General features: G+C 39.9%; 22 protein-coding genes, 2 rRNA genes and 2 pseudogenes (1 of these 26 only partly in view). 5 read left to right on the forward strand and 21 right to left on the reverse strand.

Annotation, left to right across the window (positions count from 1 at the left end):
• A 23S ribosomal RNA gene (locus ACOJUO_RS16095) occupies window positions 1-1,592 on the forward strand (it extends 1,876 nt beyond the left edge of the window).
• A gap of 192 nt (window positions 1,593-1,784) precedes the next feature.
• Window positions 1,785-1,900: ribosomal RNA gene (rrf, locus tag ACOJUO_RS16100) — 5S ribosomal RNA — on the forward strand.
• Window positions 1,901-1,956: 56 nt separating this feature from the next.
• Here rrf and ACOJUO_RS16105 read toward each other — a convergent pair.
• A complete protein-coding gene (locus tag ACOJUO_RS16105) occupies window positions 1,957-2,505 on the reverse strand; it encodes a sugar transferase (RefSeq protein ID WP_422133013.1) in 549 nt (182 codons plus the stop codon).
• A gap of 396 nt (window positions 2,506-2,901) precedes the next feature.
• Between ACOJUO_RS16105 and ACOJUO_RS16110 the strand changes: the two genes are divergently transcribed.
• Both ACOJUO_RS16110 and ACOJUO_RS16115 read left to right on the forward strand, forming a co-directional pair.
• A complete protein-coding gene (locus tag ACOJUO_RS16110; RefSeq protein WP_422137480.1) occupies window positions 2,902-3,213 on the forward strand; it encodes a PIN domain-containing protein in 312 nt (103 codons plus the stop codon).
• A gap of 253 nt (window positions 3,214-3,466) precedes the next feature.
• Window positions 3,467-3,688, forward strand: a complete 222-nt coding sequence (locus ACOJUO_RS16115; RefSeq protein WP_422137481.1) for a hypothetical protein — start codon at window positions 3,467-3,469, stop codon at window positions 3,686-3,688.
• 318 nt (window positions 3,689-4,006) lie between these two features.
• On the opposite strand, the pseudogene ACOJUO_RS16120 reads toward ACOJUO_RS16115, so the two are convergent.
• The 6 genes and pseudogenes from ACOJUO_RS16120 to ACOJUO_RS16145 all read right to left on the reverse strand — a co-directional run.
• A pseudogene (locus ACOJUO_RS16120) lies at window positions 4,007-4,138 on the reverse strand (transposase family protein); the annotation flags it as partial.
• Between the two features lie 196 nt (window positions 4,139-4,334).
• Complete coding sequence (locus ACOJUO_RS16125; RefSeq protein ID WP_422137482.1) at window positions 4,335-4,598, reverse strand: Txe/YoeB family addiction module toxin; 264 nt, start codon at window positions 4,596-4,598, stop codon at window positions 4,335-4,337.
• Window positions 4,595-4,837: a type II toxin-antitoxin system Phd/YefM family antitoxin gene (locus ACOJUO_RS16130; RefSeq protein ID WP_422137483.1), complete on the reverse strand. Its 243-nt coding sequence runs from the start codon at window positions 4,835-4,837 to the stop codon at window positions 4,595-4,597. The genes ACOJUO_RS16125 and ACOJUO_RS16130 overlap by 4 nt, the downstream gene beginning before the upstream one ends.
• Window positions 4,838-4,931: 94 nt before the next feature.
• Window positions 4,932-5,159 (reverse strand): annotated as a pseudogene (locus ACOJUO_RS16135) (transposase); the annotation flags it as partial.
• Between the two features lie 679 nt (window positions 5,160-5,838).
• Complete coding sequence (locus ACOJUO_RS16140) at window positions 5,839-6,429, reverse strand: sugar transferase (protein WP_422137484.1); 591 nt, start codon at window positions 6,427-6,429, stop codon at window positions 5,839-5,841.
• A gap of 1 nt (window position 6,430) precedes the next feature.
• Window positions 6,431-7,399 (reverse strand): UDP-glucose 4-epimerase family protein, encoded by a 969-nt coding sequence (locus ACOJUO_RS16145; protein WP_422137485.1) that lies wholly within the window; start codon window positions 7,397-7,399, stop codon window positions 6,431-6,433.
• A 186-nt stretch (window positions 7,400-7,585) separates the two neighbouring features.
• Between ACOJUO_RS16145 and ACOJUO_RS16150 the strand changes: the two genes are divergently transcribed.
• Window positions 7,586-8,191, forward strand: a complete 606-nt coding sequence (locus ACOJUO_RS16150; RefSeq protein ID WP_422137486.1) for a hypothetical protein — start codon at window positions 7,586-7,588, stop codon at window positions 8,189-8,191.
• Window positions 8,192-8,336: 145 nt separating this feature from the next.
• Here the strand turns inward: ACOJUO_RS16150 and ACOJUO_RS16155 are convergent, their stop codons facing one another.
• The 14 genes from ACOJUO_RS16155 to ACOJUO_RS16220 form a co-directional block, all read right to left on the reverse strand.
• Window positions 8,337-9,449: a glycosyltransferase family 4 protein gene (locus ACOJUO_RS16155; protein ID WP_422137487.1), complete on the reverse strand. Its 1,113-nt coding sequence runs from the start codon at window positions 9,447-9,449 to the stop codon at window positions 8,337-8,339.
• A 24-nt stretch (window positions 9,450-9,473) separates the two neighbouring features.
• Window positions 9,474-10,187, reverse strand: a complete 714-nt coding sequence (locus tag ACOJUO_RS16160) for a sugar phosphate nucleotidyltransferase (protein ID WP_422137488.1) — start codon at window positions 10,185-10,187, stop codon at window positions 9,474-9,476.
• A gap of 5 nt (window positions 10,188-10,192) precedes the next feature.
• Entirely contained in the window at window positions 10,193-10,783 is a 591-nt protein-coding gene (locus ACOJUO_RS16165; RefSeq protein WP_422137489.1) for a D-sedoheptulose-7-phosphate isomerase, read from the reverse strand.
• Window positions 10,780-11,820: a GHMP kinase gene (locus ACOJUO_RS16170; RefSeq protein ID WP_422137490.1), complete on the reverse strand. Its 1,041-nt coding sequence runs from the start codon at window positions 11,818-11,820 to the stop codon at window positions 10,780-10,782. The genes ACOJUO_RS16165 and ACOJUO_RS16170 overlap by 4 nt, the downstream gene beginning before the upstream one ends.
• A gap of 119 nt (window positions 11,821-11,939) precedes the next feature.
• The gene (locus ACOJUO_RS16175) at window positions 11,940-12,878 is read right to left on the reverse strand and encodes a GDP-L-fucose synthase family protein (protein WP_422137491.1); all 939 of its coding nucleotides are present in this window, start codon (window positions 12,876-12,878) and stop codon (window positions 11,940-11,942) included.
• Between the two features lie 146 nt (window positions 12,879-13,024).
• Window positions 13,025-15,187 (reverse strand): hypothetical protein, encoded by a 2,163-nt coding sequence (locus ACOJUO_RS16180; protein WP_422137492.1) that lies wholly within the window; start codon window positions 15,185-15,187, stop codon window positions 13,025-13,027.
• Window positions 15,188-15,189: 2 nt separating this feature from the next.
• Window positions 15,190-16,197 carry a hypothetical protein gene (locus ACOJUO_RS16185; protein WP_422137493.1) on the reverse strand — a complete coding sequence of 336 codons (1,008 nt, stop codon included), beginning with the start codon at window positions 16,195-16,197 and terminating at the stop codon, window positions 15,190-15,192.
• Window positions 16,198-16,202: 5 nt separating this feature from the next.
• A complete protein-coding gene (locus tag ACOJUO_RS16190) occupies window positions 16,203-17,210 on the reverse strand; it encodes a GDP-mannose 4,6-dehydratase (RefSeq protein ID WP_422137494.1) in 1,008 nt (335 codons plus the stop codon).
• The gene (locus ACOJUO_RS16195) at window positions 17,207-18,373 is read right to left on the reverse strand and encodes a hypothetical protein (RefSeq protein WP_422137495.1); all 1,167 of its coding nucleotides are present in this window, start codon (window positions 18,371-18,373) and stop codon (window positions 17,207-17,209) included. Before ACOJUO_RS16195 ends, ACOJUO_RS16190 begins: the two co-directional genes overlap by 4 nt.
• Window positions 18,374-18,854: 481 nt before the next feature.
• The gene (locus ACOJUO_RS16200) at window positions 18,855-19,469 is read right to left on the reverse strand and encodes a hypothetical protein (RefSeq protein ID WP_422137496.1); all 615 of its coding nucleotides are present in this window, start codon (window positions 19,467-19,469) and stop codon (window positions 18,855-18,857) included.
• Between the two features lie 39 nt (window positions 19,470-19,508).
• The gene (locus tag ACOJUO_RS16205) at window positions 19,509-20,813 is read right to left on the reverse strand and encodes a glycosyltransferase family 4 protein (RefSeq protein ID WP_422137497.1); all 1,305 of its coding nucleotides are present in this window, start codon (window positions 20,811-20,813) and stop codon (window positions 19,509-19,511) included.
• Window positions 20,814-20,816: 3 nt separating this feature from the next.
• The gene (locus ACOJUO_RS16210; RefSeq protein WP_422137498.1) at window positions 20,817-21,866 is read right to left on the reverse strand and encodes a methyltransferase domain-containing protein; all 1,050 of its coding nucleotides are present in this window, start codon (window positions 21,864-21,866) and stop codon (window positions 20,817-20,819) included.
• A gap of 96 nt (window positions 21,867-21,962) precedes the next feature.
• On the reverse strand, window positions 21,963-22,661 hold the full coding sequence (locus ACOJUO_RS16215) for an ABC transporter ATP-binding protein (protein WP_422137499.1): 699 nt from the start codon (window positions 22,659-22,661) through the stop codon (window positions 21,963-21,965).
• 10 nt (window positions 22,662-22,671) lie between these two features.
• Window positions 22,672-23,454 (reverse strand): ABC transporter permease, encoded by a 783-nt coding sequence (locus tag ACOJUO_RS16220; protein ID WP_422137500.1) that lies wholly within the window; start codon window positions 23,452-23,454, stop codon window positions 22,672-22,674.
• Window positions 23,455-23,464: the final 10 nt, after the last annotated feature.

Genomic DNA, 23,464 nt, shown 5'->3' on the forward strand with positions numbered 1-23,464 from the left:
GGGTTCCTGCGCAACGCTAATCGGCGCAGGGTGAGTCGGCCCCTAAGGTGAGGTCGAAAGACGTAATCGATGGGAAACAGGTTAATATTCCTGTACCCCTTTTGACTGCGATGGAGTGACGGAGAAGGCTAGGCCAGCAGGGCGATGGTTGTCCCTGTTTAAGGTCGTAGGCTGTGGACTCAGGCAAATCCGGGTTCACAAAGCCGAGAACTGATGACGAACCCACCAAGGTGGGGAAGTGGTTGATGCCAGGCTTCCAGGAAAACCTTCTAAGCATCAGGTCAAAAGGGACCGTACCCGAAACCGACACAGGTGGTCAGGTAGAGAATACCAAGGCGCTTGAGAGAACCTGGGTGAAGGAACTAGGCAAAATGGCACCGTAACTTCGGGAGAAGGTGCGCCGCTGCCGGTGATCGGACTTGCTCCGTAAGCTGGCGGTGGTCGAAGATACCAGGTGGCTGCGACTGTTTATTAAAAACACAGCACTGTGCTAACACGTAAGTGGACGTATACGGTGTGACGCCTGCCCGGTGCCGGAAGGTTAATTGATGCTGTTATCGCAAGAGAAGCGGTTGATCGAAGCCCCGGTAAACGGCGGCCGTAACTATAACGGTCCTAAGGTAGCGAAATTCCTTGTCGGGTAAGTTCCGACCTGCACGAATGGCGTAACGATGGCCACGCTGTCTCCACCCAGGACTCAGTGAAATTGAAATCGCTGTTAAGATGCAGTGTATCCGCGGCTAGACGGAAAGACCCCGTGAACCTTTACTACAGCTTCACAGTGGATCTTGATGTTGCTTGTGTAGGATAGGTGGGAGGCTTTGAAGTGTGGACGCCAGTCTGCATGGAGCCAACCTTGAAATACCACCCTGGCAATATTGAGGTTCTAACCCAGGTCCTTTAGCAGGATCGGGGACATTGTGTGGTGGGTAGTTTGACTGGGGCGGTCTCCTCCCAAAGAGTAACGGAGGAGCACGAAGGTTGGCTAAGCACGGTCGGACATCGTGCGGTTAGTGTAATGGTACAAGCCAGCTTGACTGCGAGAGGTACATCTCGAGCAGGTACGAAAGTAGGTCATAGTGATCCGGTGGTTCTGAATGGAAGGGCCATCGCTCAACGGATAAAAGGTACTCCGGGGATAACAGGCTGATACCGCCCAAGAGTTCACATCGACGGCGGTGTTTGGCACCTCGATGTCGGCTCATCACATCCTGGGGCTGAAGCCGGTCCCAAGGGTATGGCTGTTCGCCATTTAAAGTGGTACGCGAGCTGGGTTTAGAACGTCGTGAGACAGTTCGGTCCCTATCTGCCGTGGACGTTGGAAGTTTGAGGAGAGCTGCTCCTAGTACGAGAGGACCGGAGTGGACGAACCACTGGTGTTCGGGTTGTGTCGCCAGACGCATTGCCCGGTAGCTAAGTTCGGACGGGATAACCGCTGAAAGCATCTAAGCGGGAAGCCCCCTTCAAGATGAGACTTCCCTGGCCGTAAGGCCCATAAGAGACGTTAAAGACTATGACGTTGATAGGCGGGGTGTGTAAGCGTTGTGAGGCGTTGAGCTAACCCGTACTAATGACTCGAGAGGCTTGACCATATAACGCCAAAGCGATCTAGCAAGCTGGAAGCTTGAAGCTTGAAGCCGTACACAGTGAACGAGAGTGTTGAGCAAGAATAGACACACAGCTTAAACGAGATTTGGATTCCAGAGCCTTCCGCTTTCGAGAAACAGCTTCAAGCCTCCAGCTTCAAGCTTCCAGCTCGAGAGCCAACGGCTCGACCAGTTTTGCCTGGTGACCATAGAGTGTTGGAACCACCCGATCCCATCCCGAACTCGGAAGTGAAACGACACATCGCCGATGGTAGTGTGGGGCTTCCCCATGTGAGAGTAGGTCATCGCCAGGCATTGAATAAAGCAGAACCCCGGTTGAGAGATTGACCGGGGTTTTTGTTATTACTACTCATCGCACCCGGTCTCCCTGACCTTTCCCCGTCGCAGTCATCAAAATATATTTAAAATAATCCCGAAGAGTTAAGGATCGGATCATCTGGCTGTCTGTTCTGGCAAGCAGTTCAGGGGTGGACATATCAATCTGTCTGACTTGCGCAAGTCCGGTAAGGCCAGGCAACACATTATACACCCCGAGTTGTTCACGGGCTTCAATCAACTCTTGCTGATTAAAAAGATTAGGCCGTGGACCTACCAGACTCATATCGCCAACCAGAACATTCCATAGCTGTGGCAGTTCATCCAGCTTGGTTTTACGCAGGAATCGACCCAGTGGCGTAATGGATGAGGAAGGGACAAGATGACTGGCAACAGAGAAAGTATCCACTTGCATGGTACGGAACTTCACAAGCACAAACGGCTTTTTATAACGGCCAACCCGTTCCTGGCTGAACAGGGGAGAGCCGGTATCAAGAAGACCCATAATATAAATTACCAGAAGTAAAGGCGAGCTGAGAATTAGACCGAGTAGAGCCAGCAGGCAATCGAGGAAACGATACACTTCATTTTTTACCTGGAGAATAGGCCAAAACGGTAGCCCGAATACCCTGTTCGACAGGATAGGGCGGTTGCCAGCCTAAAAGGTGGATTGCCTTTGCAGGATCGACCCTGTAAATCACCAATCAGCTTGTCTGCATTTAAATCTGTAGACGATATGAGCTATTGTCTTGCAATATAATGTTTATTTTCTCATTCAGGATCGAATCATGAGTAAGGACGATTATTTAGATTATGGCCAACTTTCCAAGCTTGGTGAGGGTCACTGATAATAGAGAGTTGTGAAATCAAGTCGTGAACATTCATGCTGAGGCCTTATCCTGATGTGTAGATATAAGACCATAGACGCATTAAAAAGAAAGCAAATATAAGCTTCAGGCCAATAATTGAAGGGGCTTTCATGATTTTTCCCTGGATGGGTAATAAACACCGCTTACCTATTGAGTCGGAACGTGAACAGGTGCTCAACGCGCTGCTAAGTATTACCCAGTGGGTTGAGATCTATTATCTCTGGCGGCCAAAATTACCAGACGAAGCTGATAATCACCTGGTAGAGCTGGCGATGGCTGACGGTGCCAGCCATATCATCACCAAGAACATTAAAGATGTTGGTCGCGGAGAACTGAGGTTTGACCACCTAAACGTGAGTCACGGTAAAATCATGAAAGTACGTGCCTGGCCAGGACAGCAGCCAGATAGCATGTGCTCATAACAGCTTTCCTTTGCTTTCCCTTCAGGCCTGCTTTGAACGTTTTCGAGCTGTTTAGCAGAGTGACTGTCTAAAGTCTGCCAAAATTTCTGCCCCGGCATTACTTCGAATTCGACACTCATCTTCTCTCATCGCACCATCAAGCTTCCTTTATCACTTTTCTTAAAACATACCCTCGTTTTCCAGGTGTCAATAGCTTCCCCTCACTACAGAGCTAAGCTATCGTTGATGAACCATTGATACAGGGAGCATGGATATGTTTCAGACATACAAAGCCACTGTAGACAGTAAGGGCAACCTCAAACTGCCAGATAATCTGGTGTTGCCTTCGGGGTCTAACGTATTGATAACCATACTTGAGGAGTCACCCGGCCAGCGGGTTAATGATGAAGTGCCGTTAAGTGAACCGTCACTCGCAGCAGACTGGAATAAGCCAGATGATGATGAAGCATGGGAATGCCTTCAGCACGAACAATAGTCACTATCAATTTCCCGTTCTCCGACTTGTCGTCAACTAAACGCCGCCCGGCTCTTACACTTGCCAGCGTCGGAAAAGGTGATGTTATTCTCTGTCAGATCACCAGTAAACCATACTCTGATCCGACAGCAATTGTTATCACTCCGAACGATTTCAACCAGGGAATCCTAGACCTATTCTCGATGTGTCACTCTGCCATTGGTCCAGCTTCTCCAAAGAGAAGTGATGATCGAAGGCCTTTTCAAGCTTACCCTGATTGCCTTTGACCGCCAGCATCCAGCCAATTAAACACTTCTGGGCTGATCGTACTCACTCACCCCAGTCTTCTGCGCCGACAATGACAGCACAGATGGTCAGAAAAAGGATGTCTGTTAGCTTATGAACGACTTTCCAAGCTTGGCGAGGGTCACTGATAATAAAGAGTTGTGAAATCAAATCGTGAGCATTCATGCTGAGGCCTTATCCTGTTGTGCAGGTATGAGGCCATAGACGTATTAATAAGAAAAAAATATAAGCTACAGGGCAATAATTTCAGGGGGGTTCATAATTTTTCCCTGCTACTCGAACAGCAGATCAATCAGTCTGATAATCAATTTGTTTCTGAACAACAGCAGTATCTTGAAAAGCCGTTGAAGGCAATGACCAACTATTCGTAGTGTGTCCACATCCTGATAATTTTAACGGTCTTCTCTTTTTTAAGTACCTGATAAACCAGCCGGTGCTGGATATTAATTCTCCGTGATAATGCTCCACTCAGATCACCAATCAGCTTTTCATAGGGTGGTGGCGTTTGATATGGATTGATCGCCAGTATTTGCAGCAAGTCTTCTACTTTGTTTTTGAGGTCTGCTGCTGAGATTTTCTTTGCATCTTTTTGGGCCTGCCGGGTGTAAATTAATTTCCAACTCACCAGCCGGGTTCCTCACTGCAATCTGAAATATCACTGGCTAATCCTTCACGGATGGATTCTCGCATACCTGGTACATTGAGCAGGTGAAGTGTTTCCTGAATAGCACTCCAGTCTTCTTCAGATACCATTACGGCATTATTCCGTTTGCCGGTAATGAGAACTGGTTTATGGTTTTGGGCGGTTTCATCAATCAGCCTGTACAGATTTGCACGGGCTTCGCTGGCACTGTATCTGCTCATGGGTTTTCTCCTGATTCTTTCACTATCAACGTACGTAATATAGTACGTATTCCTTGACTCTGCCTAGTCGAGAAGAGTGCGCGCCACTGCAAAATCATGAAAGAGCCTGCCCAGCAGGAACTTCAGCCAGATAGCGTGTACTCATAGCTGCTTTCTTTTGTTTTCTCTTCAGACCTGCTTTGAAGGTTTTCGTGTTGTTCAGTAGATTGACTGCAATATGTCTAAAGCCTGCTAGAATTTCTTCTCCGTCATTTCTTCGGATGCGACACTCGTCTTCTCTCATCGCAACATCGAGTTACCAGTGAAGCCTATTCTCGATGTGTCACTCTGCCATTGGTTTAGCTTCTCCAAAGAGAAGTGATGATCGAAGGCCTTTTTTAAGCTTGAGTGCCTTTGACCGCCAGCATCCAGTCAATAAAATACTTCTGGAACCGCTTTGTGCCGATGGTCCCAGTCTTCTGCGCCGACAATGTCAGCACAGATGGTCAGAAAAAGGGTGTCTGTGAGCTTGTGGCTTAGCGTGGGTCACTGATAATAGGGAGTTGTGAAATCAAATTGTGAGCATTCATGCTGGGGTCTTATCCTGATGTGTAGTTATAAGAGCATGGACGCATTGAAAAGAAAAAAATATAATCTAGAGATAAATAATTTCAGGGGTTTTCATGACTTTTCCCTGCAAAGCGCACTCTATCTCCCTGACCTCTTCCCGTTGCAGTCATCAAAATATATTTAAAATAATCCCAGAGGGTTAGAGGGTGTCGCAAAACTCCAACAGCTCGTTCCCATGCTCTGAGGTGGTCATTCCCGCGAAGGAGGGCGTCGCAAAACTCTAACAACTCGTTCCCACGCTCTGAGGGTGTCGCAAAACTCCAACAGCTCGTTCCTATGCTCTGAGTTCGTCATTCCCGCGAAGGCGGGAATCCAGCGCCAACGGTGGATCTCTGCCTTCTCGGGGATGACAAGGCCAGGGGAGCACCGGGCAGTATGGTTCTGGTGGTGAGTCAGTGTGGATTCCCGCCTTCGCGGGAATGACGAGAATGAAATCGGGAATGACGAGAATGAAGTTGGGAATGACGGGGGTGAAGGCGGGAACCAGAGTTTTGCGACAGCCTCGTTAAGGTCTGGATCATTTGGCTGTCTGTTCTGGCAAGAAGTTCAGGGGTAGACGTATCAATCTGGCTGACTTGTGCAAGCCCGGTAACGCCTGGCCGCACATCATAAACCCCTAGTTGTTCACGAGCTTCAATCAGTTCTTCCTGATTAAAAAGATTTGGTCTTGGTCCTACCAGACTCATATCGCCGAGCAGAACATTCCAGAGCTGTGGTAGTTCATCCAGCTTGGTTTTGCGTAGGAAACGACCCAGCGGTGTAATGGATGACGAGCAGACAAGATGACTGGGAACAGAGAAAGTACCTACTTGCATGGTACGGAACTTCAAAAGAACAAACGGCTTTTTATAGTGCCCAACTCGCTCTTGGCTGAACAAAGGAGAGCCAGTATCGAAAAGACCCATAATATAAATCACCAGAAGCAGAGGTGATCCAAGAATCAAACCTATTGAAGCCAGCAGGCAATCGAAAAAACGGTACACTTTATTCTTTATCTTTACCTTGGGAGTAGGCCGCAACGGTGGCCTGAATACCCTGTTCGACAGAATAAGGGGGTTCCCAGTCTAAAAGATGGATTGCTTTTGCGGGATCAACCTGTAAATCACCAATCAGCTTGCTTGTCAGCTCTCGTTTACCAACAAGAATTGCAACAGCACGGAGCATACAGGAAGGAATCGGCAATAAATGAACAGATCGTCCGAGTGAAGTTCGTAATAGCCTCACGAGCATAGCTAACGAGAGATCGTTATTATCTGAAATCAGAAATGTTTGGTTTGCTGCTGCCGGATGGTCAATGCATCTGACGATAAAATCAGCCAGATTGCCAACGTACAGCATACTTCGGCTGTTGTTTATAGCGCCAAAAGGTAAAGGCAAAGAGCTATCAGCGAGCTTCATCAGGCTGAAAAAATTGGCCTTGACACCAGGGCCATAAACCAGAGGCGAACGGATAATGACCAGATCCATACCTGTCTCATTAATAATACGCTTTAAGCCAATTTCAGCCTCACATTTTGAAATAGCATAAGGGTCTTGTGGAGTGAGCTTTGACGTCTCGTTAAAAGCAGGTAAACCGGATGTGGTTTCACCGTTGACTTTTATGGTGCTAATAAAAATAAAACGTTGAACGCCTGCTTTGGCAGCTTGTCGAGCGAGGTTCAATGTACCGTCAGTATTTATCTTCTTGTATTCATTGCGCGAATCGCTGGAGGAAACAACCGTAATATGCGCACGAGCGGCAAGATGGATGACAATCTTGATATTGCGTAACGGCAAGCGCCAGTCAGTTTTACCATCAATATTTCCAACAATGACTATATTTTTCTCAGGGGATAAATCAGAAAATGCTGTTCGATCTCTGATACAACAACGGTAGGGTAGCGTCATAGTTTTGAGTTTGTTGACCAGTGATTTCCCTATAAAACCAGTGGCACCAGTGATTAAAATAGTCACGATTTAAATTTTTAAATAAAGTTTAGGTTAAACCTCTACTTTTAACTGTTGTCAAAGATCGTGGGTACCATATCATTATGGTGTTATATGGCTAAATCCAGTTCTAATTTTTTATTCATATTTCCAGCTCACTGATTTGTTTTGTCTGCTATGCTGTCCCTCTCATTCACTTTTCAGGAGCACAGCATGAGTTTAAACGCTAAACAAACGCCCGAAACAGAGCTTGACCATATCCGAGACACCCTGACGGGGATTGTCAGCTACGCCAGTAAAACCCGTGCTGAAATGCATCAAGGGTTCGCTCAGATAGACGAATGTTTCGAGCAGGTAGACAAACGTTTTGAAGAGGTAGATAAACGATTTGAACAGGTAGACAAACGTTTTGATCAGGTAGACAAACGTTTTGAAGAGGTAGACAAACATTTTGAACAGGTAGACAAACGTTTTGAAGAGGTAGACAAACATTTTGAACAGGTAGACAAACGCTTTGAAGAGGTAGACAAACATTTTGAACAGGTAGACAAACGCTTTGAAGAGGTAGACAAACATTTTGAACAGGTAGACAAACATTTTGAACAGGTAGACAAACGCTTTGAAGAGGTAGACAAACGTTTTGAAGATGTAGACAAGCGTTTTGAACAGGTAGACAAGCGTTTTGAACAGGTAGACAAACGTTTTGATCAGGTAGACAAACGTTTTGATCAGCAAGGCAAAGAGATTGCTGCACTGAAAGCCGACAATGTGGAAATCAAAGAATCCTTAAAGCTCATCCTGTCCAGACTGCCCAGCTAAACGTTGCATAGCAAATCAGAGGTCTGCCCTGTCGGTCGGCCTTTGAACAAAGGGCTATTATGATTAGAAAAAAAACAGGTAAAGCAAAAAAACAAACGTTTGACGAACAAGTTTGCAGTCGTAACTATTTTGTAGGCCTATCTTGCTATTGAGCCAATACACTTTTGTACAGTTCGGCATAACCCCTCACCATTTTATCAACGGTAAAAAACTGTTCATAACGGGCTCTGGCATTAGTGCCGAGGTGGGTAGCTAATTGAGGGTTATTCCAGAGAGTGAGCATTGCTGCTTTTAAGGCGGTGGAATTGGAGGGTGGTACGACAAGACCTGTCTCATTGTCAATATTGATATATGTAGTGCCTGTGCCGATTTCGCTTGAGATGAGTGGCTTGCCATACATTGCGCCTTCAACCAGAGTGATGCCAAAAGCCTCTGACCTAAGATGGGATGGAAACACAACACCTAAACATAATTCTAACAGTGCACATTTATCTTCATCAGACAATGCTCCTAAAAAATAAATGTTTCGCAGATCTAGCCTGTGTGCTTGTCTCTTGAGTTCCTTCTCTAGCTTACCGATGCCAACAAGCACAACCGGTAAATCAACACCTTTCATGGATTCCAAAAGAATATGGAGGCCTTTGTAATAGCGAAAGGAGCCAATAAAAAGGAAAAAAGGCGAGGGGATAGTTTGTTGCCACTTGAGTTTTAGAAGGGTTGGAGCAGGTGCGGCAGCATGATCATTTATGCCAAGTGGAATAACGTCAACTTTCTTTTTTATATTTTTTAGCACACAGCTGGTTTTTAAATAATTTGAAGAGGTAGCGACAACCCGATCTACACTCTTCAGAAATAAATACATCAATGGTTTATAGAGATAATATAGATATTTTTGTTTAACAATGTCTGAATGGTAAGTGACTACGGTAGGTTTTTTTATCCTGTTGAAAAAGTGAACAACATCCATGAATGGCCAGGGAAAATGATAGTGTATTATATCTGCGTTATCAGCCAATTCTCTGAAGTCGTTGAACACAGAATATGAAAAACCCGTCGACGCCAGATAAAAATCAAGCTTAGAGCGATGTGCCAGATGGTTCTCAATTCTTTCATTTCGTGCACCCCCATTTGAACTTAATGACAATACCTCTGATTGAATACCCTGCTTATCACCGTTACTTGCCAGCTGAAAAATAAGATTTTCAATGCCGCCATAACTATCAGGATAATAGGTTTTAAAAAAATGAAGTACTTTCATAAACTCTATCATCAAAAAAACAATTCAGGTTTTAAACAGTTCCGGGAGTTGATTCCTCAGTTCAACTTGTGCCAACTTGTAAGTCTCTGGTGTACCAATGTCGATAAAATATTGTTGTGAATGGAACAGTCGAAAATTATCTTCTCTGGTTAAAGATTCAAAGTAATCATATTCAATAGAAAATGCTTTACCCGAAGGGAAACGGTCCAGTGCTTTTTTGGGTAGTATATAAACACCAGCGCTGATAGTACCGGGGCCAGTACCAGATTTCTCAGCAATTTTTGTTATCAGAGTGCCTTCAGACTCTATACGGGCATAACGGTGTGTATCATCAATATCATAACCAAAAATAACCGGTGATTTGTATTTATCAAAGAATAGAGAAGCGGCATTAATATCTATATCCAGATAAGTGTCACCGTTCATCACCAATGCAAAATCTGTCGACATTTTTTTAGTAGCCAGCTTAATGGCGCCGCCAGTACCTAATAGTTTATCTTCAACAACGAAAGAGAGTGAAGAGGTCAATTGTTTGTTTTGAAAGTGCTCAATGATGGACTGAGCCTTATAACCTAATGACAAGATAATGTGCTTTATTCCACCAGACTCTAATTTATGAATCAAAATTTCAAGAAAGGGCTTGCCGGAAATCAGAGCCATTGGTTTTGGAATATCCCCAATCTCCGATCGTAAACGTGTACCTAAGCCCCCAGCGAGTATAATTGCTTCAGAAATCATAATGATTACTCTTTATTGAACAGCGTATCTTCCACTGCACCACATAAAATATGTCCTAATAGCAAATGTCCCTCCTGAATACGAGGTGTTAAATCATGAGGGACTCGCAAAGTAATATCACATCGTTCAACCATTGCCATACTTTCTGGCTTGGCACCCGTAAGGCCAATGCAACTAATATCACGAGTACGGGCAACATCAAGTGCTTGTAGGATATTGGGTGATGTTCCAGAGGTTGAATAGGCAATGAACACATCACCTGAGCTACCAACGGCTTCAATTTGACGTGAGAAAATAACATCAAACCCATAATCATTACCAATAGCGGTTAACGCAGACGTATCCGTGGTCAGCGCGATTGAAGGTAGGCCCGGGCGGTTAAACATAAAGCGTGATACAAATTCAGCAGACATATGTTGTGCATCAGCAGCGCTGCCACCATTGCCTGCAAACATTACTTTTTGATTATTCTCAAAACAATGAATGACTTTAGCAACTGCCATATTAAGCGAATTGATAAGCGTTTCATCATCCTGCATTTGAGCAATCAGGGAGTAATGTTGAGCCAAGCTATGTGTAATGTAATTGATACTCATTGATTAATCGTCCAGCATTGTGAGCCTTCATAACAAAACTGGCAGTTACTGGTCCAGCCGCCATTTTCCTTTAACACTTGAATGACTGCATTTTTTCGTTCAGGTTTTACAAAGAACATTATAAATCCTCCACCTCCTGCACCAGAAATCTTTCCACCAAGAGCCCCAGCTTCCATGGCTGATTGAAATACGGAATCAATCATTGGGTTGGATATTGACTGAGCCGTCTGTTTCTTACTTTCCCAGCTTAGATTTAAATGGTCCACAAACTGATTGAAATCACCTTTAAGTAAAGCTTCCTTCATGGTCAACGCAGATTCTTTGATACTGTGCATGGCTTCAATGGATTTTGTTTCACCACTTTGAATCTTCTCAACCTGTTGATCAATAATCGATCCGCTTAATCTGGACTTGCCGGTATAATAGAGGATTAGTGATGCTTCAAGTTCGCATACAATCCATTCTTTGATCCGTAATGGATTTACCAACACTCTGTTGTCTGCATAAAACTCCATAAAATTGAAACCACCAAAGGTAGCAGAGTATTGATCCTGTCGACCGCCATGTAAATTACAGTCGCCTCGCTCTATAGAAAAAGCCAGATGGGCGATTTGATAGTCATCAAGTCCAATGCCAAAATATTCATCAAAACACTTGATCATGGCGACTACCAAAGTTGATGAAGCACCAAGTCCGGAACCAACAGGAGCATCGCAGTAGGTAGTAATTTTTACATTAATAGGGCGGTTGTTATTAAATTCACCGATGGTGCGATTATATACCGCTTTATGCAAATCCAGAGTTCCATCCATACAGAATGGAAAGAAGTCTCGCGGTATTGATATATCAATGCTTCGATCTGTTGCAACGAAATTGACTTTACTATCTTCTATTTCTTCAATGGTGCAGTAGGCATAACGTTCAATGGTGGCATTAAGAATATAACCGGTATGGACATCTGCATAAGGGCTTACATCTGTTCCTCCACCGGCTATACCTAATCTTAACGGTGCTCTCGATCTTACTAATTTGGTCATATCGACATTACCACTACGAAGATACCAATCGTGATAGATTGATAATAGAAGAACGGACTATTACTTATGTCAGCAGTAAAAAAAAAAGCGGGTTTAGGAAGTTTATAATTCCATGATATTTAAGATTTCCTTGCTCGGTCCTGATTTTCGCAATACCAGTTCCATGTTTCTTCCAGGCCTTTTCTCAGACTCCATTCTGGCTTAAATCCTACACTTTCCATTTTTGACAAATCATAGCTCCTATAATCCTGTCCATTGGGTTTATTTTTGTCCCATTGATACGAATTCTGCATGTTTGCAATATCAGCAATGTGTTCAACAATTTGTTTTATTGAATACACAGAACCACTGCCAATATTAACCGGGCCTGTTAGATTTTGCATAATGTCAATAGCTGCTTTTGCTGCATCCTTAACATACAGAAAGTCACGCTCTGCTGAGCCATCACCCCAAACCTCGGCGCATTTACCTTGTACTTTTGCATCGTAGAACTTTTTGATTAGCGCAGGTACAACATGACCAAACTCTGCATCAAACTTGTCATTAGGGCCAAATAAATTGCAAGAAACTACGTATGCCCAATCCAAGTCGTAACTCTCTTGATAAGATTCACACATTGCAAGCATTGCCCGCTTGGCTTGGGCATAACTGTCTTCACTTTCGTGCGGGCGACCATTAAAAATTATATCTTCCTTCAATGGTAAGGAAGGGGACGGGTAAGGATAGACGCATCCTGTTCCCATAACGGTTATTTTTTTAGTACCAGCCAAATGTGCTCCCTGGATTACATTAGTGTTGATCATAATGTTTTCATAAAAGGATTTGGCTTTGTTACACATATTGCCCATGATGCCATAGACTTTTGCTGCACAGTGGAAGATATAGTCTGGCTTATGGTCTTGGAAAAATTCAAGCGTTTGTTTTTGATCCACCAGATCACATTCCTGGCGCCCGATAGGGATAATGCTTGTGTAGCCTTCACTGGCAAGAAGCTTTACAAATGCAGAGCCAACTAAGCCTTGTGCTCCAGTTACAATAACTTTTTCAATATTTTTCATATTTGCATTTCTAAAGTTCATGTAAAAAAATATTTAAAAATTCAAGGTCAACCAATTAGAGATATTTAAAATAAAGAATTAGCTAATACCTTAGATAAACTAATTAAGTTATTTGTATATGAAAGAAAATAGCCTTATACCTATTGCTAGGGTTGAAGTAAATATTGTTTGATTTTTTGCAAAACCTTCCTTTTGGGAACAAATATTATACGCTTTATAATTCGATATAATCTATTTAGCCGATTTACTGAAACTGATTGTTTTTGCAGGTAAAATTCTAACCTTTCATCATCTAATACATTGTGATTTACAGTAATGTACCGGGTAGACAGCTTCCATAGCCGGTCATAAGAAAATAATGTTCTATATAACTGCCCTGCCATAGAAGGAACTGCCCTAAAATAAGGTGTGCTAATCAAAGGAGCATTAGGATACATAGAGTATCTAATTTTACTACTAACACCTTTTATATGACTTGGAACGTCTTTTACATATAAGCCAAATGAATTGTATTTAGTATATTTTATAGAATGATATTTCTCATTAATAACCAACAATACTAAAAAAAACAAATGCTCTGCTCCATCTAGTGAGTTAAGTTTTGCTTTTAAATCATCACTCAACATGGTTAAAACATTTTTATTGAATAATTGAACACCTTTTAAAAATCTTCTTTCTGTACGGACTTCATAATCTGTAAAAGAAGGCCATGCCTGTCTATCAATTATATTATGCAACAATGTAAAACTTATTATGTCATATACTGACATGGGGTGTACTAAAGCTTGTTTTTCATAATTTTCATCGGTTGGTACTGGTACTACATTTAAACCTATGCTTTTACCGTTGTAATCATAATAAGTATCAGAATAAACACACTCTAATTGATCATTTGGATTCTTGATTTCCCATAATAATCTTAAGATATGGTCTTTATGCCACTTTGAATTAATATCTATAAAAGTAAAATAATTCCCTTCAAAATATCGTATGGCTTCTAAAAACATAGAGCCTGTATTGTTCTGACCTATTGACCTTTTTTCAGATAATGAACTTTTTACTTTGAATGTAATAGATGTATCATAAAAAGCATAAGTCAGTTTCTTATTGAAATTCTCAATAAGAGAAGGCCTGCAAATCAATACAAAATTCAATTTATGATAGTGTTGATTCTTGATCTGATTTATTATCTGATCAATAACCATTACATTTTTATCTTGATGAGCATAGAAAATATCTACGATGTCATTACCAGCAACATTTAAGAGTCTTGATCTATATACTTCCTTTTGCTTGACCACTCTTTCGCAAAGCTTTAGAAGATAATCTTCCTTCAAATAGAGGTCTGTAAATTTCTTTTGAAATTGAACTGCCATTTTTCTAGCTTCTATTGGGTTTTTTTGAATCCAATTTACGATTTTATTAATTTTTTTAAAAACTTCTTGGTCAGGCAAAGTAAGATCAAGAGTAAAGATTGAGTTTTGAAATAATTGCTTTAAATTGCTGAAATCGTTTGTAATTAATATGGCGCCTGACTGCGCAGCTTCAAGCACTCTATTTGTAAAAAACTCATACCAAGAATGCGTTGGATTGTGTATGCCAAGATAGACTCCACAATCATTTACCACAGGAAAAATTTCGTCACCAAAAGGCAAGGAAGATACATAACTTTTAATTCCTAACCATTTTCTTTTTGGTCCATAAAATGCACAAAAATCAGTTTTATCCAACAACGAGATTAAGCCCCCATGTCTTTGCAATGGATCAGACATCGCTATATAAAATAATTTGATCTGTGAAAAATCTTTTTTTGGCTCTAGGTTTTTTTTATATGAATTGTGTGTATACAAATATAGGTCTTCTTCTGGTTTTAAAAGTTCTAAGTATCTGGGATCTACAGTATTAATATGATCTGTATTACTATAATTTGGTATCAAATTTGCGTATGTACAGGACTTCAAAAAACATTCCGTTATTCGTTGAAACGGTATCCAAGTTGTAAAGCTTTGCGGCACCCAAACAGCATATAATGCAAAAACGTCGAAGTAGCAGTCATTATCATTATAAAATACAAAATCCAAATTCAAATCGTTAACTGTTACATTTTCAAGCCTACCCCTTAAATTTTCATTCAGTACCTGACCTTCTGAAGTGATAATAAATATATCATAAAGTTGACTTTTTTGAGCCATGGCTTTATGGCAATAATAATTTTGTATTTCAGGAAAGAATAATTCAAGGGAGTCATTACGTAAACATCCGTCGTGAATTAAAAAACCAATAGAATATTTTTTTTTATCGGCGCTCATATTTATTTTCTCATGGTTAAATCTTTAAACCAGGCTTCTAAATACATGAACTCTTGATCTGTAATCATGCCATATGGCTTAAAGACTTCATAACACTTGACCATGTTCTTGTAAAAAGCTTCAGAGCCAGAATCGAGATTAAGTTTTTCAAGTTTGGCAGCAATTTCCTTAGCAAAAGAATATAAGCGAACTTCTTCACGCAAATCCAAAATAATGTCATGATCGTTACGCTGTTGAACAACATTAGGTGAATGGAACATAACATTTGCATCATTTTCCCATAAGATACGTGTAATCACCATTGAACGCACGATGTCCGCCTCACGAAACAGTGGTGTTGCAGGTTGGTACATCAGTGGGAAAAAGTCTTTGAAAAAAGTAGTGTTTTGAGTATTAAAAGAACACCAAGAATTTTTGTTTAATGCTACTATCCTATTTTTGTGTTCAAATTCAAATGGAAGATCCAATATCAACCTATAAATCGCATCCACATCTGGATCTCCATCAACCAATCCATTTTGAATAGGGCAATATTTTGTTTTACTATTTAAACTATTAAAGCCAGTGAGATCTCTTTTTATATCTTCAAGGCTAAAGCCACGCGGCCATATCTTTTGGTTTTCTGTGAAATACCTATAAATATTAATAAAGCCTTCTTCATGTGTTGTTTTAATATCAAATGTATGTTCACGATCCTTAAAAAAAACATCATATGGTATATTATCATCATCAGTTTCAACGATAACATCTGCCCCCATTTCCATTGCTTTGAGGTAAGCGAGATTCTTTCTACAATAATTTCTAGTTGGGGCAAGCTTTGCATAAGAGAAGTTACTGGATAGCTGATCAATGATAGAGTAAAAGAGTAATGAATCACTACTCTGTATTGGTTTCGATATCGTGTCACCTGCTATAACACATTGCCAATTATTCTTTTCAACACCAGTACGAATTTCATCTAAAGCAGGCTGTTCACCATGTATAGATGTTAGCACCAATATATGCTTCAATTTTTTCACCTTGTTAAGAAGTCTTTTTTAAGCTTGACCTGGTCTCGCCAATAGTTAAGTAAGTCTACCATTGTTTTTTCAAATTTTATTGTTGGCTGCCATCCAGTATGATTTCTGAATTTATTAATGTCAGGAACTTGTAGGTCTGCATCAATTGCTCTTAATCTTTCTGGGTCTGTTTTCACTTCAATGGATGAATACATCGATAGTTCAATAAGCTTTGTAAGCATATCTCTTACTGAAAGTGTAAAATCTCCACCGATATTATAATATTCACCTGGTGTTGGTTTTATGGTCAGCATCATGTAGTAAGCACGAACAGCATCTCTTACATCTGCCCATGTTCTTAGTGAGTCCAAATTTCCAGTTTTTACAACCGGTTCAATCAAACCGGCTTCAATCATTGCTATTTGTTTGGCAAAGCTGCTCTCGGCAAAGACGTCACCTCTTCTCGGACCGGTATGCGTAAACATTCGGGTTGTCATCACGCACATTCCATAAGCTTCAGCATAATAACGTCCAATGAGATCGGTACCAACTTTCGAAATAGCGTAGGGGGATGCAGGGTGAAACGTACACTCTTCATTGATAGGTAGTTTATCACTCGACACACGCCCAAATACTTCTGAACTTGAGCAAACATGAATGATAGCTTCTTTACAGTGTCTTCTCAGCGCACCCAGCAATCTTTCAGTACCTTGAATATTGGTGTCCATTGTTTCTAATGGGCTATCAAATGAAGTTTTTGGATAACTCTGAGCAGCCAAATGAAATACGTAGTCCGGTAGTGCACTTTGAACCGCATGATCTATGGACATGCTGTCCCGGAGGTCTGCGTATACCAGATTTATACGATCACCACTATTAATGCGTCTTACATGATGACTTATATTATCTAACGAAGACCTCCAACGTAACATGCCGTATATTGTCCAGTCTGTTTGATCAATTAAATAATCAAGCAGATGAGAACCAACCATACCAGTCACACCAGTGATTAACACTCTGGTCATATGGCTACCTCATTTGTACTGAGAGAATTAATATAGGTTTTGATGTTAGTAGAGAAACTGTAACCTTCAAATTTGATCTCATGTTCATTTTGAAATTGCAATGCATCCTTTATGGCAGATGCCATACTGGCATCAGAATTAACATCAAACAATAGTGGTTTTTTATTTAAAAAGCAGCTCAACTCCGCAACTAGAGCTGTATCTGAAAATATAACCTTTTTCCCATATTGAATAGCAAGGCTTGCGATCCCACTTCCTGACTGGCCTGTTTCCAAATAGGGAATAACGACTAAGTCAACATTTTCTATTAATGCTAAAAAGATATCATCATCGGGTGCGGTACAAATGTAATAACTTTTGTAGCGATTATCTCCATTATATAATTCATTTGACACTAATAACGCTGCATTGTTTTTATCATTTAATTTTCCATAGCTTTGATTTGTTGGGTGAGTTGATCCGGCCATCACCAAATTATAATTCTCATTTTTAGCAACCCTTACCACTTGCAGAAAATTTTTGTAGTGTGAAATAAAACCAAAAACGCCTATCACCTTGTTATTGTTATTAAACCTGTCGTCAAGTTTGATATTTTTTTTGGTTTTTATATCTTCTGGCCATAAAATCGGGTGCACAACCACTCTAGCTTTACTATGTATTCTGATTATTCTCATCTTTTCCCTTTTTGTATGGACAATAAATACTACATTTTTTTCATAAGCAGTAGTTATTATTTCCTTGTAGCTTTTATAGATTTTTTTTTGTACATAGCTCATTAATATGTTGTTAAATAAATTTTTAAAACCATTTATTTTATAGCTTTGATACAACGTCTTGATAATGCTTGGCATTTCTTCTTCTACTCGATGCATCGTAATTGATTTTATTTTATTTGATGATATTAATTTTTTGATAAGGACTGTGGCTGATTTTGGAGTTGGACCAAAAAGACTCAGTTCAAGCTGGAGATTGGCAGCATCCAGTAGCTCTAATTTATCAAACACTTTCTTTATGGTTTTTGAGTTATGTTTTTTTTGTAAACTTACAGGTATTTCTATGGGTACTACATCATAGAATTTACTAATTCCATCAACTATGGCTCTGGCATAGGTTGCATTCCCACACATTACATCGAATGATGAAACGACTCCAAGTTTTAACATAAATAAGAAGTATCTATAACTCCGCAGTCAAGCCTGATAAAACTATTACAAAACTTTTTTAATAATTCCATATTGTGAGATAAGAGCAAGGCATCCATTTCCAGAACATCCAAATCTTTTTTTATATCAGACAATGAATTTATATATTACTCTATAGTTTGATATCCTTATAGCCATTGAGACCGATTTGCATCGAGGGCTTTAATGATTTTTCCCTAGTTTAACGTGTTATTCAGAATAACGTGGCACGACTCCTACCTACCACACATTGCTTTATTTAGTTGGTTGATTTGTAATCGGGACTACAATCCTTTAACAGTGGGAGGGGCTAACATCATCATCGCCACCTACAATTCCCACACGATGAGGAATTCTAGCAAGGATTATTATATGCATAATTCACACTATTTGATAATAAACGATAAAATCTTACCTTTTATTAGAAGCTTAAATAGTTCGACTATTTTTTATTATTTGAATTTTAAATTCTTAATAATTGCTTTACATTAAAAAACCGTTTTTTTTTGATTTTAGCCTGAGCAATTCCTGTATTAGGTTGTACCTTCCAGTTGGGGAAAACCTCATGACAAGCTTTTCTTATTCCGGGGCAACGAAAAAAATCATAATCATGTGTTGCGACTATTGAATTTGGCTTTAATAAGTTTTTGCATATCTCTAACATCGCAAAAGTTGGTTCGTAGTGATCTAAATCCAACCATAAAAAATCAACAGGTGCGATTTTAAACTTTTTAATATTTTCAACAGTGATCCAAACCTCATTGGTTTTGATGTTAATATGATCATAAATTCCAACATCCTTAAAACCCTGAATAAAACTATTCAAACCACCTGCATTACACTCGCCTTCAGAGCACTGATCTTCGCAACTATCTTGTACTTTAGGTACAGCTAATCCTTTAAAAGAGTCAAAGACAGTAAAATGCAAATCGGGTCTTTTGTTGTACATGGACATGACATCACCCCCCTTGTAAACTCCAGCAGCTATAACATGGGCATCTTTGGGTAATTTGTATACAGTATCACGCAAATACTGGATATCGCAATCCGCTAAACAAGTGTATTTTTTCCAGTACATAAAGACATCTCCCAAAAAGTAGGTAATAAACTACTGGTATCACAGTATCATGTAACCTTCTGATAATCTTTTTTGATAATTTTTAAGCGAAAACTTATCTGATTGGAGTAATCCTCTTTCACTCATAGAACTAACGATTTTGTCATTAGCAGACATAAATTCAATAGATTTTCTAATACTTTCAATACTATTTGGGTCAATCAAATATGCCGCATTGCCAGCAATCTCAGTTATAGAGCTGGAATTACTGGTAATCACGGGTGTACCAATTGTCATTGATTCTAGAACTGGAAGGCCAAACCCTTCATAGATTGACGGAAATATGAGACACCTTGCACCTTTTAGCAAATAAAGAATGTGTGTGAATGGCAGATAAGGTATTCTTCTGATCTTAGATCTTAAATTTGAACTATTGTTTTCGTCTAGCAATTGTAGAACGTCCTCGTAAAGCCAGCCATTTTTGCCAATAATTATTAACGGAAAATCTGTCTTTGAAATTCTAAACGCTTGAACAAGATTAAATAAGTTTTTCTTAGGTTCTATGGCACCATAAAAAATAAAGTATTTGTTTTTTTTTAGTTGGTAGTAATTTAAAAGTGGGGTCAGTTGCTCGTCAGGTAAATGATTAATGTAATCAGGTATTCTTGCTGCTTGGTAAGTAATGTGTATCTTCTTTTCAGGTATTTTTAAAACCTCAATTAGATCATTTTTAGTGTTTGTTGATGTTGCAAATATCAAATCGGCTTTTTTGAGACTCACCATAAGCGTCTTGTAATAGTACTTCAAATTAATGTCACATGACTTCGGGACCTTTAGAGGGATAATGTCATGAACTGTCACTATTTTTTTAATACCTCTGATATGGATTGGTAGTGGCATAGTTAAATGCAAAATATCTAAGTTAATGCTTTTGGGCTTGTTTATCCTCGTTTCAGTTCCAAAAAGCACAGAGATTGCGTAAGAGGAATTATACAAAACAGGTGCATTTAGGTAGCCCGCCACTTCTTCCGGCAACATATTTTGCATTGATGCCAATTCTAGTGGATAACATGAAGCAATGTGCTTGAGTCTCGAAAAAAGAGGGAAGAAGTTGCCAATAATGTACTTTGCGGTATTGAGAGCGAAACCTAAACTTTTTATTGAATCTAATTCTCCCTTAGTCGCTAAATTTTGAAAAAATGAAGATGACATTAACATCTTATTATTATGAATCCCACTTAAGGCATATATTGGGTATACATTATGTCCCATTTCTGACAAGTTATAGGCAAGGCTCTTAGCCGATGCCGCTAAGCCTGTCCCGTATTTAGCTCCTAAATTATGTCCGTCAATTGCGATATTCATTGCTCAAAGTTCACTTTTTTTTACAATAATACCGATACATGTACAAGGGAATCCATCAATTGTTAACTTAAGATGTGCTGTTTGTTTTATGCTACTGTAGGCTTTAGACGAGTATGGAGGTATATCGATAAATTTGTCAAGAATCATGTCTCCGATTGAGAAATCAATATCATAAAGGTGGTGCTTATGTTTGCTTAAATCTTTAGAAAGTTTTTTCATGTCACATTTTCTAAACAAAACAGTCGGCCAATTATCTATTGTTTCGTGATCTGAAGTGTAATTATATTCAGTGGTATGAATCGCAATCCCTCCTGGTTTCAAAACATTTAAAGAGTTTTTGATGAATTCCAAACCGTTGTTGATTGACCCTAAGTGTTCTAATGCACAGATAGACCAGCAGAAGTCATAACCAGTAAATGAATCTGGTATATCATTCATGTCAACATTGTTGTATTCGACGTTTTTATTATATAAATCTATGTCAACAAGTTCCTCTTTAAAGCCTTGTTCTTTGTTTGATAAATACTGGTTTGTTGAAATCCAACCTTTTTTCTTTGAGCTTCTTTCATCTAGATCAGTTGCCATAACAAATAAATTCTTGCTTGCAAAATAAGATACTAATGGTTCCGCTCCACATCCAAAACCCATACATTTATTCCCAGATAGCAACACCTCATGCTCAAAAAGAGCCTGAAGAACAAAAGCAAATTCCCATAGTTTTCTGTGATAAAATGGAGCAATCTTTAATTCATTGCACCAATACTTGAACCAAGTGCTTTCTACATCAGTCTGTGTAGTTAGCTTACTAGTAAGATTATGTTTTCTTGGTTCTCCATGCATTTCAATTGATTTAAGGTTTGGCTCAAGAAATTTTCCAAGCTCATAACCGAAAGTCTTTGTGTTCCACTTTAATAAATTGACATCTCTAAGTAATTCGTTCAGTTTGTTGGTGTTTGGTTGTGATTTTTTATTAGTCAACGAAAGTATCTGATTAGCTAGATTCTCAATTTCTAAAACTGAATTATAGTTGCGGTTTTTTTTTTGGAAAAACATTTGATTTCTCCTTGCTTAGCTTACTTGATGAATGTGAATTTCAATAATGCTTTAGGCAGTATGGTTGGCTTTTATTGTGTTACCAATAAGGTGATACTAAGAAATGACACCGTTTTTTAGCTCAAAAATCTTATTGCACATTTTTTTTAATAGAGATTGACTGTGCGAGGCAAAAATAAATATTAATGATTTGTCTATGTGTTTGATGATTCGAGATTCCGCTTTTTCTCTGAATGACTCATCACCTACACTAAAAAACTCATCCATCACCAAAATATCAGGAGTCCTCACGGTTGATACTGAAAACATCAAACGCATTAACATTCCTGATGAGTAGGTTCGAACAGGTAATGACAAGAAGTCCTGAAGTCCTGAAAATTCTGCAATGTTCTCGGTTAATGCCTCAGCGTATTCATCCGAGACATCCTGAAGCCCCAATAGACGTTTGATGTTGTTATAACCTGATAATTCAGGCTCCATACCTGCTCCAATTTCCATTAAGGGTGCCACAGATCCTTGACGCTTTATGGTTCCAGATGTTGGCTGATAAATTCCTGTAATACATCGAAGTAATGTCGATTTACCTGCTCCATTATGGCCAATAATCCCAACGCGATCACCATCTTTAATGTCCAGGTTGATATTAGATAGTGCTTTAACCACCGTATTTTTGCGTGAGTTAACAGCTATCCGTCCTCCAGTAGCCACACGCAGCAAGTGATGTTTTATCGAAGTGCTCTCTGTATTGTACAGGGGATATTCCAATGAGACGTCTTCTAACTTGACATGGGCCATCTAAGCTCACCTAAAGCCAGTATGGAATTCTGTATCGGTATTTTTCAATCATAAACGCTGTAATCATAAAACCAAGTAACAAGGTGCTCGTCATCACAACATATGAAAACAAAGGGCTCGCGTTACCAGTAAGTGGATCACGGATTGCACTGATCAGGTATGTGAACGGATTCAACCACATAACCATCGCTCTAAGGCCTAGTTGCTCCGGTTTGTAGATAACCGGGCTTAGAAAGAACAGGATGGTCATCATAGATGTAATGGCTGGCGAGAGATCACGATACCTGGCACCAAAAAAACCTAGAATTATCGAGATCCAGATCAGGTTGCCAATAACCAAAATGAGGCCAGGAATGATCAGAAAGGTGTTATAATTCAGCTCCGGTGGATAGAGATAAAACACAATAAATATAATAAGAAAGTTATGTGCCAAAATAATCAAATTTCTAATAATTGCCACCAGAGGATATATCAATATCGGGTTAATGGTATTCCTGATTATTGGAGCGTTTACTATAAAACAGTTAGGTGTTTCCAATATACACGACGAAAGAAACTGCCAGATAACCAAGCCTATACAGAGTGCTGGAATAAACGTCGCTTTATCTTGATTGAAGAGTATGCTCCAGACATAACCCAAACCCAATGCACTGATCGCTGTGGTCATTACTAACCAGAAAGGACCTATTACTGATCTTGCGTAACGTACTTTTATGTCATCCCATGCGAGATTAATAACCAGATTTTTTTTTCGGTAAGTTTCGGATACTTCATAACAAACATTTTTGAACATGCGACCTCTT

This window comes from Endozoicomonas sp. ALC020 (genome assembly GCF_049275935.1).
GTDB lineage: Bacteria > Pseudomonadota > Gammaproteobacteria > Pseudomonadales > Endozoicomonadaceae > Endozoicomonas_A.